This is a genomic window from Stieleria mannarensis (assembly GCF_014154935.1).
In the GTDB taxonomy this organism is placed as follows: Bacteria; Planctomycetota; Planctomycetia; order Pirellulales; family Pirellulaceae; genus Stieleria; species Stieleria mannarensis.
Window position 1 is genome coordinate 1 of sequence record NZ_JACEHH010000049.1, and the last position, 15,678, is coordinate 15,678.

The 15,678-nt window shown below is 56.3% G+C and carries 12 protein-coding genes; 10 read left to right on the forward strand and 2 right to left on the reverse strand.

Features of this window, described 5'->3' with window-relative positions; translation table 11 throughout:
- Nucleotides 1-246: 246 nt before the first annotated feature.
- The gene (locus H1B37_RS25820; RefSeq protein WP_182870167.1) at nt 247-762 is read left to right on the forward strand and encodes a hypothetical protein; all 516 of its coding nucleotides are present in this window, start codon (nt 247-249) and stop codon (nt 760-762) included.
- Between the two features lie 96 nt (nt 763-858).
- Here the strand turns inward: H1B37_RS25820 and H1B37_RS25825 are convergent, their stop codons facing one another.
- Complete coding sequence (locus H1B37_RS25825) at nt 859-1,251, reverse strand: hypothetical protein (RefSeq protein ID WP_182870168.1); 393 nt, start codon at nt 1,249-1,251, stop codon at nt 859-861.
- Between the two features lie 124 nt (nt 1,252-1,375).
- On the opposite strand from H1B37_RS25825, the gene H1B37_RS25830 reads away from it, so the two are divergent.
- Both H1B37_RS25830 and H1B37_RS25835 read left to right on the forward strand, forming a co-directional pair.
- Complete coding sequence (locus tag H1B37_RS25830) at nt 1,376-2,152, forward strand: transposase (protein ID WP_182870169.1); 777 nt, start codon at nt 1,376-1,378, stop codon at nt 2,150-2,152.
- A gap of 109 nt (nt 2,153-2,261) precedes the next feature.
- Nucleotides 2,262-2,864, forward strand: a complete 603-nt coding sequence (locus H1B37_RS25835) for a hypothetical protein (RefSeq protein ID WP_182870170.1) — start codon at nt 2,262-2,264, stop codon at nt 2,862-2,864.
- 381 nt (nt 2,865-3,245) lie between these two features.
- Here the strand turns inward: H1B37_RS25835 and H1B37_RS25840 are convergent, their stop codons facing one another.
- Complete coding sequence (locus tag H1B37_RS25840; RefSeq protein WP_220498374.1) at nt 3,246-3,635, reverse strand: transposase; 390 nt, start codon at nt 3,633-3,635, stop codon at nt 3,246-3,248.
- A gap of 628 nt (nt 3,636-4,263) precedes the next feature.
- Here H1B37_RS25840 and H1B37_RS25845 point away from each other — a divergent pair.
- The 7 genes from H1B37_RS25845 (at nt 4,264) to H1B37_RS25875 (ending at nt 15,545) form a co-directional block, all read left to right on the forward strand.
- On the forward strand, nt 4,264-5,490 hold the full coding sequence (locus tag H1B37_RS25845) for a leucine-rich repeat domain-containing protein (RefSeq protein WP_182870172.1): 1,227 nt from the start codon (nt 4,264-4,266) through the stop codon (nt 5,488-5,490).
- Between the two features lie 666 nt (nt 5,491-6,156).
- Nucleotides 6,157-6,576, forward strand: coding sequence for a hypothetical protein (locus H1B37_RS25850; protein ID WP_182870173.1), 420 nt, complete (start codon nt 6,157-6,159; stop codon nt 6,574-6,576).
- Between the two features lie 691 nt (nt 6,577-7,267).
- Nucleotides 7,268-10,210, forward strand: coding sequence for a hypothetical protein (locus tag H1B37_RS25855; protein WP_182870174.1), 2,943 nt, complete (start codon nt 7,268-7,270; stop codon nt 10,208-10,210).
- The gene (locus H1B37_RS25860; RefSeq protein ID WP_182870175.1) at nt 10,207-12,597 is read left to right on the forward strand and encodes a hypothetical protein; all 2,391 of its coding nucleotides are present in this window, start codon (nt 10,207-10,209) and stop codon (nt 12,595-12,597) included. Before H1B37_RS25855 ends, H1B37_RS25860 begins: the two co-directional genes overlap by 4 nt.
- Nucleotides 12,598-13,436: 839 nt before the next feature.
- Complete coding sequence (locus H1B37_RS25865; RefSeq protein ID WP_182870176.1) at nt 13,437-14,060, forward strand: DUF1559 family PulG-like putative transporter; 624 nt, start codon at nt 13,437-13,439, stop codon at nt 14,058-14,060.
- A 114-nt stretch (nt 14,061-14,174) separates the two neighbouring features.
- Entirely contained in the window at nt 14,175-14,696 is a 522-nt protein-coding gene (locus H1B37_RS25870) for a hypothetical protein (RefSeq protein ID WP_182870177.1), read from the forward strand.
- Nucleotides 14,697-15,083: 387 nt separating this feature from the next.
- On the forward strand, nt 15,084-15,545 hold the full coding sequence (locus H1B37_RS25875) for a hypothetical protein (protein ID WP_182870178.1): 462 nt from the start codon (nt 15,084-15,086) through the stop codon (nt 15,543-15,545).
- Nucleotides 15,546-15,678 lie beyond the last annotated feature (133 nt).

Genomic DNA, 15,678 nt, shown 5'->3' on the forward strand with positions numbered 1-15,678 from the left:
TGTGAAACGGTTCACCGTGAACCGCTCCTTCCATCAAGGTCCCATACCCCCCAAATCTCCCGCCGCGCAGCGGCTTACTTGAACAATCGCGTGCACCGGAGTACGCGAGTCGAGCGGTTTTGAAGTTGAAAATCTATTGCGCGTACCCGGTGACGCGTAGCGTTCTGATGCTAGAGACGGCATCCGGCCTGGCTCCACTTGAATTTGTGCGACGGCATCCATGCCGCCGAAAACAAAGGACTTTTCATGCCATACGGAATTCCGTGGACATCCGTGATCGGCTACCGATGCGTGAAATGCGGTGACGTTCACACCGACGCGCAGTACCGACCTTATTGCGGCCTCTGTGGCGCAGAACAACCCGACGAGAGACGAGCGCAAGCAACCGGCCTCGCCATCCCTGGTCCAACGTCCGGAAAAAAATCAACGCGGGAACTGGACGAAATCGCGAGATTCATCACAGAACACCATGGCAAAGCAATACGATTGTGGAACTATTGCGTATCGCATTGCGAACTGGAACTTCGATTGCGCCATTCCGGCGGGCCGTGCGAATCCAAAGAGCCGTGGCTCAACACTGTCATTTATTGTGCCGCGACGAAGTATATTCAAGTGCCAACGTCTGCTTGGGATTCCGCAATGGTCATCGAAACAAAGGACACCAAGTATGGAATCCAATACATCTTGGTCGATGTGCCTAGCAATGTGCGTATTGAATGCAGCATGCTGACGTTGTATTTTGATGTCGAACCGGGGTATTGAAATGCAACAGAACAATGGAGTGCAACGGAGGCCGCGAGTTGACGTTGTTGAAGTGGTGAGTGGTTCGCGCGGCCCCGCTGAACCCTGCCGTTGAACTTAATCGGCAGCGACTTCATTGTGGCGGGTGATTTCTTTTGACGTTGCGTTGAGTGTGTGACGGTGGCAACGTGTCTGTCTTTCGGCACGTTTGTAGGCGCTTTTGTGGTTAGCCAGTTGTACGCGCTGGGCATTCTTGCCGCCCCTTTCCCTGTGCTTTGTTTCGTCTTTTGACTTGCGCTTTTTGCTCGTTGACACACCCTTGTTGTGTTCCCCGCATGTTGCGGTTTGAACTTCTTTGAACTCTGTTTCACTACAAGGAAATGCACTCGTGATGTCACACAAAAAACGAAATTGCAAAATCACCAAACGACTTGCCGAAGACAGTTTCGGAAGTGTGAAGTAGGAAGTTTGAAGTGAGAAGGGATTTGGTTGAGGGGCTTCACACTTCAAACTTCACCCTTCCAACTTCGCAAACCCCTTCCAGCTCCATCTGATCCAAGAACGAAAGCTTGCCTACGGTTCGTTCAACCAAGCCGTTTGTGCTCTACGGTTTTACTATCGCCACACCCAGCCCATGCCCTGGCCGGTCACGATGGTTCTGCAAGGTGACGAAGCCCGGGAGGAGATGGTCGATCAGCTTGAAGCAAAGGAATGGGTCAGCTACATCGAGCCACCTTCGACCGAGAGCAGCCGCGGCGAACACGTGGTTCGTTACTTGACGCGTTATCTGACCGGCGGACCGATCAGTGACTACCGCATTATCGCTGCAGACGACGACGAGGTCACGTTTTGGGCCCGCGAAGGCCGCACCACGGGTGGTGAATCGATTCAAGTTCCGTTCACTCTCTCGACACCGGAGTTCGTCCGACGATGGTGCCTGCACATTCTGCCAAAAGAGTTGACCAAAACACGTCAGTTTGGAGGCTGGTCGAATACGAAAGCTGAAGAATATCTCGCGAAGTGCCGAGCGTCACTCACCAATGCCGACCGATCGCAGGCGGGGATTCTCGACATGCTCTCTGATGAAGTCGACTCGTCCGAGGCCGAGCCCGAATCGACGTTGTGCTGTGAGCACTGTGGCAGCGAATCGCTTCGCCTGACGCACGAGTCCGAGAAGCGACCGTGGAGCGAGATCTTCCGGCGGGACTCGAAAGATAGCCCACGTTGGTACCGAGAGAGTCAAGAAAAAGACGACATTCGCTTTTGGGACGAGGCAATGGGTGAGGGCTTTTCGGAATGGTACGCGTGGTATCTGAAAAGTGGCATTGAAAGTGCAGGGGAGCGGACGGCCCCCGAAACCGCACCCGAATCAAACGCCAACACTGGCACGCGGCAACTGCAGCTATTCTAATAGCGGTCGACCCGAACCCGGCCAAGTCGCGCCGACAAACTTCAACGCACGATCTATCCCGGCACGTCCCGTGCCCGGATAGATCGCATTTCGTTATGCCGGACAATCGATGAACTCACCGCAATTCTTTTTCGACGATCATTCTTTTTCGCTCAAGTCAGCCCGGCTATTCGCTCACCTGAACGATCCTCGTTGGTGCGATACATGTAACCGTGGAAATGACAAGTCGCTTCGTTGGTGCATCGATATTGAGGCTGAATGCACTGAAGTGGATGAGGAGGTAGTTGCACCAACGGTGGAAATTGATGACCTCGCAATTTCGGTATCGAACTGGACAGCGCTGTCGGGGACCGTGGTTAAGTGGGACAAGTCCATACGACCCGAAACGAGGGATCGTTACGGTATGACGTATGTATGGGATCACGTCTTGATTTCGTCGTGCTCCGTGGAAATTGGTGAACGAATCGGGGATCTTTTTGCTGTAGAGATCGACGGTGAAAACGAAGATCATGAGCGATTCAAGATCGTCCATACGGTTCGTTTCCACGGGATTCAGGTGTATTTCTCCGGAAGTGACACGGCCGAATCGGTGTCCGATCGACTGGCAGGTTATTTGGATATCTCAAATCTAAACCGATCTTCGTTTCACTCCACGGGAGCCAAGTACAATGCTGGCCATGTGGTGTTCACTCCCGCGGACAAAGCGGCATAACCAATAAGAATTTGACGTCGCGTGAATGACGAGCGGTGTCTCTCTCTAATCCCTGTTTGCAGCCGAAGGGCAGCGTCCACTCCGACGGAAGAGCCGATGCTCAAATTCTCTGTTCAAGAAGCTCGGAGTCGGCGAAAAACCCGATTGGGTTTTGCTCTGATTGGCACGGCAATTCACAAGCAGTGATTCGGCTCCCGTGCCTGATGAAACACCGAGAAAGCGATGGCATGTCTTTCGTGACGGACCGCAGCGGTGAGAAGTCCGCGATCAGATGACTCTTGAAGCGGCACTCGGAGGTGTTGTCGCTGCCACGGCGCGGACCGGTAGCCACGTGCCGTCGAGCGACATTTGGCGACGTTCGGTTCGCTGGGCTTTTGACGGTCATGCGATCGTCCCTCTCTCTCCCGGTGTTTTTGAACGAGCCACAGGTGGACCTCGCACGGCAATCTGGCGACGCCAGAGCCAACGGCCGTCGCTGTCGGTCACGCCTTCGACTTCCACCTCGCCGCCGCATCGATCGCACTTCGGAGGTTTCCGCTTGATCGTCTGCGGCTGGAGCATCCCGCTGGTCAACCAGGACGTCCAGCCCAGATGCATCCACACCAGAAGTTGCAGACCGTCTAACCCGATGGCCGAATTGCTGCTCATCCATCCGTAGTGCCGCACTTTCTGGAACCCGCTGGAGAGATTGTGCTGCGTGAAACCCTCGACGAACTTGTCGCCCTCGACGGTTCGCACGACCGCACTCCCATGTGAGGTGACCTTCTGCACATGACTTCTGGGGACACGGAATCAAACGGGCCCACGGATGGCAGCGCGTCTCCACGGATGAAATGCAGTCGGGGATCCGTGGGCACGCGCTGCCATCCATGGGCCTTTGTCGGGATTGCGCCCTCGGCTGCCCAAGTGACGCAATCCGGCGTAGACCGGCTTACGGAGTTGCGTCCCAAGATCTTCGTGAAAACCGAGTTGAATTTGCCGAGATCAAGGGCGAAAAATTTCATGGTTACTGAGTCCTTGGCTTTGGGGGGTGGAGCGAATGTGACTGGCAGTCGCAAGCTGCCAGAATCACGGGTCCGAGTCGCCAGTTTGCGAGCAAATGACTCCCGCCCATCAAACCTCGGACTTCCATGGATTCTTTCGCCGTACAAAGTCCATCTATTGTGTTGAAGTAGCGTGACACACCGATTCACAATTCAAGCTGATCTAGGAAACACTTCCGGAACGATCACTTGCGACGGGCAGTCTGCTGATTTCGGTTATGTTAACTCACGACCACGATTCGGGATCGGTTCAGTTTGCTTCAAGTGGTCTGGGGAGCCGAAGTTCAAGTCCTCTGTTCAAACAGCCCGGTCACCCTCGCGCGGCCGCCTAGATCTCTCTTGGATTTTACTGCGTCGTGTTGCACTTCACTCGAAATGTACTGCCCCGCGTTCTGCCTCGTCGATTCCAGCTGCGCGCCCTCCTGCTCGTCGTATTGGTCGTCGCCGTATTCTTCGCCTGGATTGGCAAAGACTTGATTCGCAGTCGCTTACAACGCTCCGTTGTTAAATCGATTGAGGCCTCCGGTGGTCAAGTCTTCTTCGACTTTCAAAAGACTTCTTCGAGCGGATTCACCGGCTACCTTCGGGATGCGCAACCTCACGGTCCTCGCGCCATCCGCGCGTTGTTCGGGGACGATCTGTACGCAAAGGCTTCTTACGTCGTATTTCACGATCCTCAAACGGTTGACGGTGACATCGAACGTCTGGGGGAGCTTCCCGATCTTGGCGAGTTAATGATCAGTGGTGTTGGCGTTACCGATGGGGGCGTTGAGAGCATCCTGCGAATCCGAAGATTACGTAGCCTCACGTTGACGCACACCTCCGTTTCTCCGCAGGGTTTGGCAGGGCTCCAGGCAATGAGAACGCTTCAGCATCTGACGCTTGCCGGAAGCAGCGTGACTGACAAACATCTTGGAACGCTGTCCGAGTTCGACGCCCTGGATTCAATTCAAGTTATCGAATCGCCTATCACTGACGATGGCCTCCGGAGCCTAGGCGGATTGCATCGCCTAAAACGGCTTGACATCTACAGATGCATGGCGATTTCGAGTGCAGGCGTCAGCGAACTCGGTCGGCTGGAAGGACTTGAACGATTGCATCTATTGCAATCAAACATTTCCGACGCATCACTAGAAAGTCTCGTCGGTTTGCGACGGTTGCGTGAGCTTCGGTTGGACGGCAATATCACGGATGTGGGATTTGGTCACCTTGGAAATTTGACAGATATGGAGTACCTGGATCTTCATGACACGGGTGTGGGTGATCTTTCCCTTGCAACGATCGCCCAGTTTCGAAGGCTTAAGTCTCTCGATCTTTGGGGCACACAGATATCGGATGAAGGTCTGCGACTGATTTCTAATCTGCGCGAACTTGAACATCTAAACATCGCATTTACCAAGGTCACTGGCGCTGGCCTCGAGCACCTGGCCGACATGTCTTCACTTGCATCGGTTTCAGTACAGATTGACCACAGCGTCACGCTCGATCGCGTCAAAGCCCTCAAAAGCCAATTGCCCGACTGTGCGATCTCCTGTTGGACGCAGAATCCAGACGGCAGCCAGCAATGCTCACGCACACTCTGATCCTGACGGGACCGAAAACTGGCACTCTCCGCCAGAATTCACTCTAATCCGGTCCTGTGACCGGCCCACCCGAGGACCGGCAGCGACGATGGCTGTGGCTGTGTCGTAAAGGGACTGTTTTTTGACGAGCCAACGAATACATGTGCGAATCGCCTGCTGATCGGCTTGACCAGATTGCCCACGCTCTGGCTGAACGGCTGAACTCAGACGCCAGTTCTCAATCTTGGAGAACGGAATGGTGGCATACTCTTTCGGGACACCTCGGGTGTTTGAAGTGCGCCCACGAAATTAAACGCGGTTGACACCGCGACGCCGGTGAGTCGGCGGGTCAGAAGCCGCTCCAGCGCGAGAGCCCTGTTAGGGCGGCACAGTACATCGTGCCGCGCATGACGTCCATCCAATTCGATTGCCATTCATTGCTAAACCTAGACTGGACAGTGCCTTTGTCGGCCTGGCTCTTTTTACCCTCTTGCTGAACAAGCTGATCCCATCGTGACAGACAATCCGTACCAATCACCCGCGACCATTCCTTCGACGACCAACTCCGACGCGCGGCGCGAACCGACCGCGCGCCCGATCGGGGTTTCGATCCTTGCCGTGCTTCACCTTGTCGGAGGCCTTTTCCTCTTTGGCGCCCAATTCCTCATGTTTGCGAATCTGGGATCCATGGAAGAATTCCTACGCTCGGTCGGCATACCGTTTGCGCTTTTGGTGATCGGCATGATGTTCTTGTCAATCCTCACGATCGCATCCGGCGTTGGCATGTGGATGGGGACGAAATGGGGGTGGTGGCTTGCGTCATTCTATTACGTTTACAGCATCTTTCGGAATGGTTCGGCGTTGTTCACCGTTGTTACCATGGCGGATCAACTCGAAGGCAGCGCTCGCGGACCGGAGTACTACATGACCAAGCACGGGGTGCGGATCGTGATCCATTGCTTGTTGGTGTTCTATTTCTTCAAACCCAACGTGCTTGAGTTCTTCGACATGGCGAGTGTGAACAAGGCGCGCGCCGTCGGCGTTCTGGTCGGCATCTGCACCGGCCTTGCCGTGGCGATGTCGGTGTTCGGGTTGGCCGTTGATTGATCGACCTGATGTTTATCCCTTATCATCGTGCCGGTGGCAGACGCGACTTTGAATTTCGTGTGATTGGCGTGTATCGTGGTTCCTTCAGCACTCGGTCAGTACGGTGAATTCGGACTTTCCTCACCGCCCGCCTCACACAGAGCCGTCCAGAGCTAGCGAGGACCGTTTGTCTGCGGTGCGACTGGCGTGCGTTGCGAGGTGGATTCGAACAATCGCACGAGCTTCTGCGGTAGGCTGTTTCGCGGTGACGTCGTGTGGATTCGTTTTCTATCCTCGCCCATGGGGATCGCACTGGTCACTCAAGAAACGGATCACGTTCGAGATCATTCAATTTGGCGGCAGCAGTGCGTTTTGGTCCCTTCTGATTTGCATCGTCGCGAGCTGTCTAGTTCGATGGGCCAACCCCGTACCGTATCGTCCCTTGTGGCCGGCCTACGCCTTTAATGTGGCCTCGCTCACGATGGTGATTTGCACTCCGCCGTTCTGACGTATCCAACCGTGTCGTGCCCGGCGGGCTGCATCAAAGCACACCGGCCTCGTTGTCCAATGGACTGTCTGCGTTGGACTCAATCCAATCGCCGCGGCGACAAACTTTCCCGACGCGTCGCGTCGAAGTGTGTATACTCCTGGTGGCTGCCGGATAGCCACGCAGCGGCATACTGATCATTGGTGCCTTCACCGGGGAAAAGCATTGACCCAAGAACCGAATTCGACCGACGCGGAAGCGTCGGAGGGCGAGGCGGGCGGCGATCCGCAGCCCATCGCGACGACCAAGACCGGCAAGCTGAATCGTCAGCTCTCTGCTCGCTGGATCGTTTTAACGCTCTTGATTTCGATGCTGATTGCGGCCAATTGGCCGCTGCAGTATTCCGTGGCTTTTTCCAGTGGGTCGGCCTGGTCCGAGTTGCCATTCGACTTCGGCTTTCGGTCCGAAGACGCCTTGCAAACGATCGACCCCGTGGAAGCCGGTTGGCCGTTCCGCTACTACATTCGACATTCGTTCCCCGACGGCGAGGCCCAGGTTCAATGGTTCGGACGCGCGCTGGGTTGGAATCTGGCGATCGCTGCGCTCTTTGTCGCCATCGTCTTATTCTGCTTGCGGCCGTCGGCAAGGAAATCGAATCGACTTTCCCTCGCCGATTTGTTGTTTGTCGTCACGCTGATCGGGGCGGTGATGGGCTATTGGAGATGGCAAATCCGTCAGTCCGAGGCCGACAAGGATCTCGCCGACAAGCTCTCGAGCTATGGGCAGGTGTTGCGTCAGGCCTACATGCCCGCTGTTTTTGCCGACCGGATCCCGGCGTCGATGCGACCGATCTGGCAGAGGACCACCGCGGTCAATCTCCAAGACCCCAGCGACGAACAACTGCAACTGGCGTGCAAGCTGCCGTACCTGAGATCCCTGCGGATCGGAGGCGGCCGGTATGACACCACACCGCTGCGCCGATTGCCCTCGATGCGTTATTTGCAGGATGTTCGAATCGCCGGCGCCGAATTGGACGGGGAAACCGTGTTGGCGTTGTCGCAGTGTTCACTGATCGGACAGTTGAACATTTCGCACACCAACATTGCCTCCGATGCGCTTCCGCACTTGGCGAAACTTCCGCGATTGTCACGGCTGATGGCGATGGAGACGATGATTCCCTTCCAGGCCTGGCAGCAGTGTGATCTGAAGAACAAGTTGGAAGTCCTCGTCCTTTCTCGGCCGAGAACGGGGACCGGCGGTGAAATCCGTCTTGAATCGTGGCCCAAGCTGCGTCACCTCACGTTTCAATCGTTCGACGAGCCGCTGAACGCGAGCCCGTTTGCGATTTCATTGCACGACATGTCCCAGTTGGAGCACTTCGGTTTTGATTCGTTTCAGTTCGTCGATCTCGATCTGCAGCGTCTGCCGAAGCTTGCGAAAATCCAGTTGCAATACCACAACACGCAAACGCGAATGGCTGACAATGACCAGATGCCGTATTACACATGGGTTCGCCGGTGTGTTTTGAAGGATCTGCCTTCGCTCGACTCCTTCCGGTTTTACGTCCGGGACTTCGAATCCATCGACATGGAAAACTGCGATGCGATGACGTATCTGGCCGGGTGCAGCAGGATCCTGCCCGGGACCGGGGATGCGACCTATGACCGGTCGATCAGCCGCGAGTGTATTCAACGGGTGATCGACCAATTCGGAAAGCTGACCGGGCCACCGTTGCTGTCATTGCGGGGGTGTGATCTTCAAAACGTTGACTTTGCACCTCTGAAACAGAACTCGGCGGTTGCAACACTTGACTTTCAAAACAGCTCACTGGCAAAAAAATCAGCCGACGAGATTGCTTCGCTGTCTGCGACAACCATTGACCTGCGAAATGCTGAGGTGGGGGTCTCGTTTGTCAACTCGCTCAGTTCCCAGATGGCAAATCTTGAATCGCTGCTGATCAATTCGGACGTCAACGCGATTCGCGTGGAAGACAAACCGAAACTTGAGACGATCATTTTTGACCAACACAAGAAATCACAGATCACCGCCTTGCGCTTGATCAACGTCCCAGAACTTCGGTCTCCCCTGGTTCTCAGCCCGATCGGAAACTACCTGCATGTGGAGTCTGCTCCCAAGCTTTCCGGTTTGGCGGTTTTGAGTTTGCTTCCGGAGGTCAAAATCAGTGGCGTCGCCGGATTGAAGTGGTTTGTCGGGGGCGGCGCGGGGATGAATGACGAAGCGGTTTCAGAGGTGCTCAAAGCCGAAGGGTTGACTGAACTAACGATCGCGTATCCATCCGCATCGTCGCAATCGTTCAACGGGGTTCCGGCCCTGCGATCGCTCAAGCAACTTGCCCTTCCCGGGGCGGCATTGGACAACGATCTATTGCAAACGTGGCAGATCCCCGAGACGCTCACCGAGTTGGATCTTCGAGATTGTGGCCTTTCGGCCGCGACGACGCGTCGTATCATCGCTCGCGGACGCTGGGAGCGACTGCTGCTCCGCGGGAACACGATCGATGTCAGTTCCCTCTCCGAACTGCAAAACAGCCCCTCGCTTTTTGAGCTCAGCCTGAGCGGAATCACCGTCAACAAGCAGGTGATCGACGCGATGGGCCCCCTTCAATCTCTGATGAAGTTGGATCTTGCCGGCGCGACAATTGAACCGGGCGGATTTGCGGCGATCGCGGACACTGCGGAGTATTTGACCGAAATCGACCTTACCGGCGCGAGCGCTGACTGGTCGGAAATCGCGCCGGCGATCCGAAACAACTCGCTATTAAAGTTTCGACTTTCGCCGGTCGATGCGACGGTCGAACTGATCACCAAACTGACCGTCGAGGAACGGTTGGTGATGGATCGTGATGCCTATGAAACGTGGTTCCAGCCGTCAATGCCAGCCCTGCTTGGCTACGACGCAAGGGGGCTTCCGGTTTATGAAGATCCCGATCGCGACAAGGGACCGAGCGAATTCGAACGCCCCGACTGGTCGACCGAATTCTTTCGCCCCGACCCCGATTCTATCTCTGCGGCTGGAACCACGGGTGCTTCCAATGCTCAGGTCGGCGCGGGCACCGGTTCCGTGATCGGTCAGTTGCTTCAATCAATCAACTTGGCCGGCGCGGCCGCTGACGACATCGACAACTCAGACGAGGTGAAAGACGAATGAAGCGTCCAGCGATGGTTTACCTATCGGTCGTTTCGGTGATCGTGTTATCCGGTTGTGATCCGGTGCCGCCAGAGCATCCGTTTTCTGTCCCCAGCGACGAAACGCTTGTCGCTTCACACTCGGCCGCGAATCAGATCCGCTGGCCGGTGATCGAAAAAAAGTGGCAAGCCACGAAACCGACCGACAGTGCCTTCCTCCGCCAAATCGAGCCCGGAGCGATCGGCAGAATCGCCGACCAGATCATCGCCGACGGTCAAAAGCGGATCGAAGAATCGAAATCCAGTCCTGAGCCGCCACCGTGGAGCGTCGCATCGAGTGGGCTGACGGGCGAAGCATTGACCACGGCCAGACTCGCCCTTGAAGAGATTGACGGTCATCCGATGCTTCGTGAGACGATCGCCATCCCTCCCGAAGTTTCCAACCCGACCGTGTGGCTGGACAAGACGGCACGCCATCTGGTCATCGCAGGCGACAACGGGCTGTGGATTTCCCGATTGCCGTGGCGGCCGTGGTGGGCGTTGCCGGGCACGCCGCCGACGGAACTGGACGAACCGGGGGACGCAAGCACGTTTCAACAAATTGCATTGCCCCGTCGCGACGACCATTCGATTCAAGTCGGTTTTTTCGAGCGACAACCGAACGGTTCGGATTCCCGCATGATCGTCGCATCGGGAAACCAACTTCACCTGGTCGATTGCATCAATGCCTCCGTGCTTGCATCGCATTCATTCGACGAGAACATTGCACACCTGAGCGTGGCGGCGGAAACGGGGCATGCAGCCGTCGTCGATCAATCGGGCAATCTATACGTAACCGACCCGGAACTGGGCAAAGCGACAAAGATCGGCCAGGTCAACATGCAGCTTCCGATGCCCGCGATTTCGCCGGAAGCGGCTCGCATCGCGACATGGCACGATGAACGAACCGGCCGCGTTTTCAAACTCGACGAGGGGGTCGTGGACGACGATTTCTACGTCACCCATAGCAGTCCCGGCGAACCGATGATGATCCGATGTTCGCGAGCCTATGACCTGTGGATCGAGAAGAATGCCTGCCACAAGCGTCCCCATTATCCGCACAAGCCCGGAGCGGACCGCAAGAGTTGGCGGGCGTCGATCTATTGGGACATCGTTGATGTGATCGACCTGCACAATTTCCCGAACGAAAGCTCCCAGCTCTGTCTCGCTGATCGTCCACTGGCCGGCGGCGGAAGCGAGCGGGTGATGTACCACGCCGTGCTCGGCGGTCGACGGTTTGACCGACCGACCCCGACAGAGAGTTTCGGCGATCGCAAACTGGTGGTCGCCGCAACCGGCGACGTGATTGCATACCACGACGATCGGACGATCGACCTGTACGCGCGCATCATGAACGCGCCCCAGGGCGTGTTCTACTTGGGAAAGATGGCCCGGTATTGGGCTTGGCAGAATCATTTTGACGATTTAGAAGCGTTGCATTCGGTGATCCGCTCTCTACCAGAGCGGCGATTCAATCGGACCAAAGAACAACTTTATATGACATTCGTCGAGTCGATTGCTGCGCAGTGGATCGACACCGAACAAATGATTGACAATGACCAAAACAGTGAAGAAGACCGCAAAGTGGCAGAAGAGCGGTTGGCAGGGTTCGCCGAATGGGACAAAAAGCAGTCGCCCCTTTCGCTGGCAACGAGAATGCAATACTGCGTTCGAAAAGCGTGGCTGGCGAGGGGCAACGGCTGGGCCAATTCCGTCTCGGAGGAAGGCTGGGGGACGTTCGAGTCGGAAAACAAACGGGCGTTGGAGGCGTGGAACAAACTGCGTCAGACCGGTGACGTCCCGGCATTCGCTTACGGGGTTTTCGTCGGCTTGGCCCGCGACGCGTCCCTCAGCTACGAAGCGACCGATGACGAGGCTCGTGAGTTTTTGGAACGCTTCCCTCATGACGACATGCTGCATCGTCAAATGATGAACCGGCGTTTGGAACGCTGGGGCGGAACACGCGGATCGGGGGCCGCCTACGCCGCCGCGGTCGCCCGGGCGATTGGACCGCCGATGGGCGATTTCATCTACTCAAGATGTATCGATCAGGTTGCGAGTGTGTTTCCGTACGCGTTCTTCAATTACGCCCATGTCGACGGAAATCGCGTTCTTGCTGGCATTCAGTACGGATTAGACACGGGATACTACCAAGAGCAGAGCACTCCACAAGCGATCAGGTTGGTCGCCGGTTCACACAGCCGAAGCAATGCGCCGGGCGCCCGTTCGGCCTATGCCAAAAACGCACGTCGACTTTGCGAGGACTTGGCCGAGTACTATCGATCGAGGTACCCGATGTTGACCAACGAGATCGCTAACAGCACGGGGTATGAAGATCACAATCGCATGAAGTCCTATTTGCCGGAGTGATGCACTTCGTTGGCTGGAGCGGCTGAGGGATCGACGCAGAGCAACTGGGCAAGCCGACCACGGCGACGATCCCTTTGTCGATCTGCATCCGCTGCAGATCCTCGTCGGCCTGACCGCCGATGACCGTCGGACGAAGATAAGGGGTCAGGCCTCTTTGTTGTCGCATGTTCAGGTTGGGTTGCCTCAAGTGAACCGTCGACAAAAGACTTCGTAGAACGCAATTGGTGCCCCCCCATCAAATTGCGGGCAACACGCGACTGCTGGAAAATCCATGGTGCCCGCTTGAATCGCGGGTGACAGCATTCGCGATTCGGCAGCCGTGATTGAACACATCACGTCGAAATCATTGCCAGCGTTGAATGGCACCACTTGCACATGGTTTTGAATCGCAGAGGCGCAGAGGACGCAGAGATACGGAATTGAGTGCATCATCCTCTGCGCTCTCTGCGCCTCGGCGTTTAAATCTCTTTCCCTGTCTTCGTTGTCATCACGCCGATTTGTTGCCACCCATTAACCAGCCGAGAACGTGTGAAGTGAGACTGCTGGCAATTCCATGTGGGAGCGATTGATTCAGGGGCGGCACCATTTGGGGTGGCTCTTCCCACGGTCGGTCACCCTTGATCAGTTGCCCTCGCCTGGTACTGTCTTTCGTTAGTGATTCATTTGGTAGACTGACCTCTCGAAAGAACCTGAACGAAGTACAGGGGACTTTCACCCCACAAGATCACGCCGATGTTGGGCGTACTGCACGACGAGTCGCGGCGTCGTGGTTATTGAAGTGAAGGATCGCTCGCGGCGGATGCGTGATCCGTCACGTTCCGTCGATTGAAAGACCTGCAATGCGATGGCAACTCTTACTTGCGACATGCGTCACTCCGTTGCTGATTGGTGCGGCAGTTTTCGTCGTAGATGCCCGTCGGACCGCGGCCAGGATGCGTGCCCAAGGACGATTGAGCCAGCTGCATCTGGCGCTGCTGAACTATCAAACCGTGAATGGTTTTCTTCCTGATCGAAACGTGACGGATCCAAACGGTCGTCCTCTCTTTTCTTGGGTCGGCTCGATCTTGCCGTACATTGAGCAACATGAAATTGCAAGTTCACTCGACATCTCCCAACCATGGAATTCGCCGTCAAACGAGAAATCGCTCGTGAGCGGCGAGAGATTTTGGAATTGGTATACCGAGGACGGGTACTTCATTAGCACTTTCAATGGAGCTGGTTCGATGTGGGATGCCGACGGGAATCCGCTCGGAAAACTCGCTGACTATCCCTCCCATGTCGTGCTCGTCGCGACAGCTGTTGATGGCGTTCACCCACTGGAACCCTTTTCCTTGTCAGAGGCGCGGCTTCGCGAAATCCTAGCGGCTGGTCATAAGGCAGTGTATGTTGATGCAGATCGGACTCATGGAACGGTAAAGCTTGACGGCGAGTCGATCGTCTTCGCTCGTGGCACGGTGCAATAGACGACAGGGCAATCGCGTGCACGGAGTACGCGAGTCAGTCGATTTCGCAATTGAAAGTCATTCGCGCGTAACCGGTGACGCCTTTCATTCGCTGGACAAATTGGATCGTTATTAATGAATCGTCGACTCTTCGCCGTTGGCCTGTTTTCTGTGATTGGCTTTGCTCTTGCGACCAATGCAGGTCATGCTGAGGATTCAGCTTGGATCTATCCACAATCTAAGCTTTTGTCTAAGGCAGGGCCTGAAGGCGAGAACGCTGCTTGGCCGAACGAATCCATTGATGTCCGTTCGACTGACGACACAATCGAGAAGGTCGTCGCGTACTACGTCAAGCACTCTGGTTTCGAGCCGCCAAACTGGAAGATTCTCGGACGGGAATTTCCGCATCAGACAAAGTTGCCGGTTGGATTTTGGATTGGCCCCGGAAAGACCAAGACCAGTGCTGCCCGGGTGACGATCACACACCATCTTCGTTCTGACCTCGCGCACGTCACTTTTCTCGTGGTTGCCGAGGCTGGCGAAATCACATCGATTTCCGTGACTCGTGGTAAGAATGAAGATCAAACATGGATTCAAGTGCATGAGCACTCGTTCAAGAACGCGTCTCCACAGCTAGGCCAGCGAACAAAGCCGTGAACCGGTGCACTCATTCACGCGTCAACTGAAATCAAAGTCTTTATTGACCAACTCTCCTTCCGATTCACGTCCTGCTCGACCCTCCACGGCCAGCTGCGGAGGATCCTGGTCAACGCCAGGCGACGACGATGAAGGGTCAGGACTCGCTGCTGTCGCATGGCCAGGTTGGGTTGCCCCAAGTGAACCGTCGACAAACGGTTTCAGGGGACTGCCTCTAACCCGGAATCAAATCAGCCCACGGATGGCAGAGCGGACCCACGGATGGAATCGAGCCTGCCATCGGTGGAATCACCACCGCTTCCCTTGCCCGGGCGGGTATAATGGATTACCACCCTGCCGGCCGGTGCAGGCCGCGGTTTTCATCGTCTGTGAACGAGGAATTGAGCCATGAGATCGATCCGGTTGGCCATCGCGCTGATGATCCTTTGCTCGAGCGGCTTGCTGTGCTCGAGCGCATGGGGGCAGGCGGATCCACAGAAATTCGCGGAGTATCAAGCCCGGATGCAGCAACGAAGGGCCGACGCGCTGGAAATGCGGCGTCAACAGCGTTTGGCCCCGCAATCACCGACGAGCAATCGGTTTCGCCCGGCACTGGACGGTTACGTCCCGCAACCGGCCCTGCGGGGTTATGTTCCCAGGCCGGCATTGCGTAGGTACACGCCCCGCCCGGCGCTTCGCGGCTACGCCCCCCGTCCGGCACTCTACGGTTGGGCTCCTCGGCCTGCCCTGCGCGGTTACGTTCCCCGTCCGGCGCTCCGCGGCTACACGCCCCAACCTGCGCTGCGCGGGTATTCCCCTCAGCCGGCACTGCGTGGTTACACGCCCAAACCGGCACTTTCACCGAACTAGCATCGGGGCAATACCGTCACGCGGCGTCGACTGTTCAGGCTTTGGCCGCCCCACTGTCGCTGCAAAGCAGCGACCGGGAATCGCCTCAAGGCTAGACACCAGCGATGATGCCCGTGCCATTCGGATTGCGCGC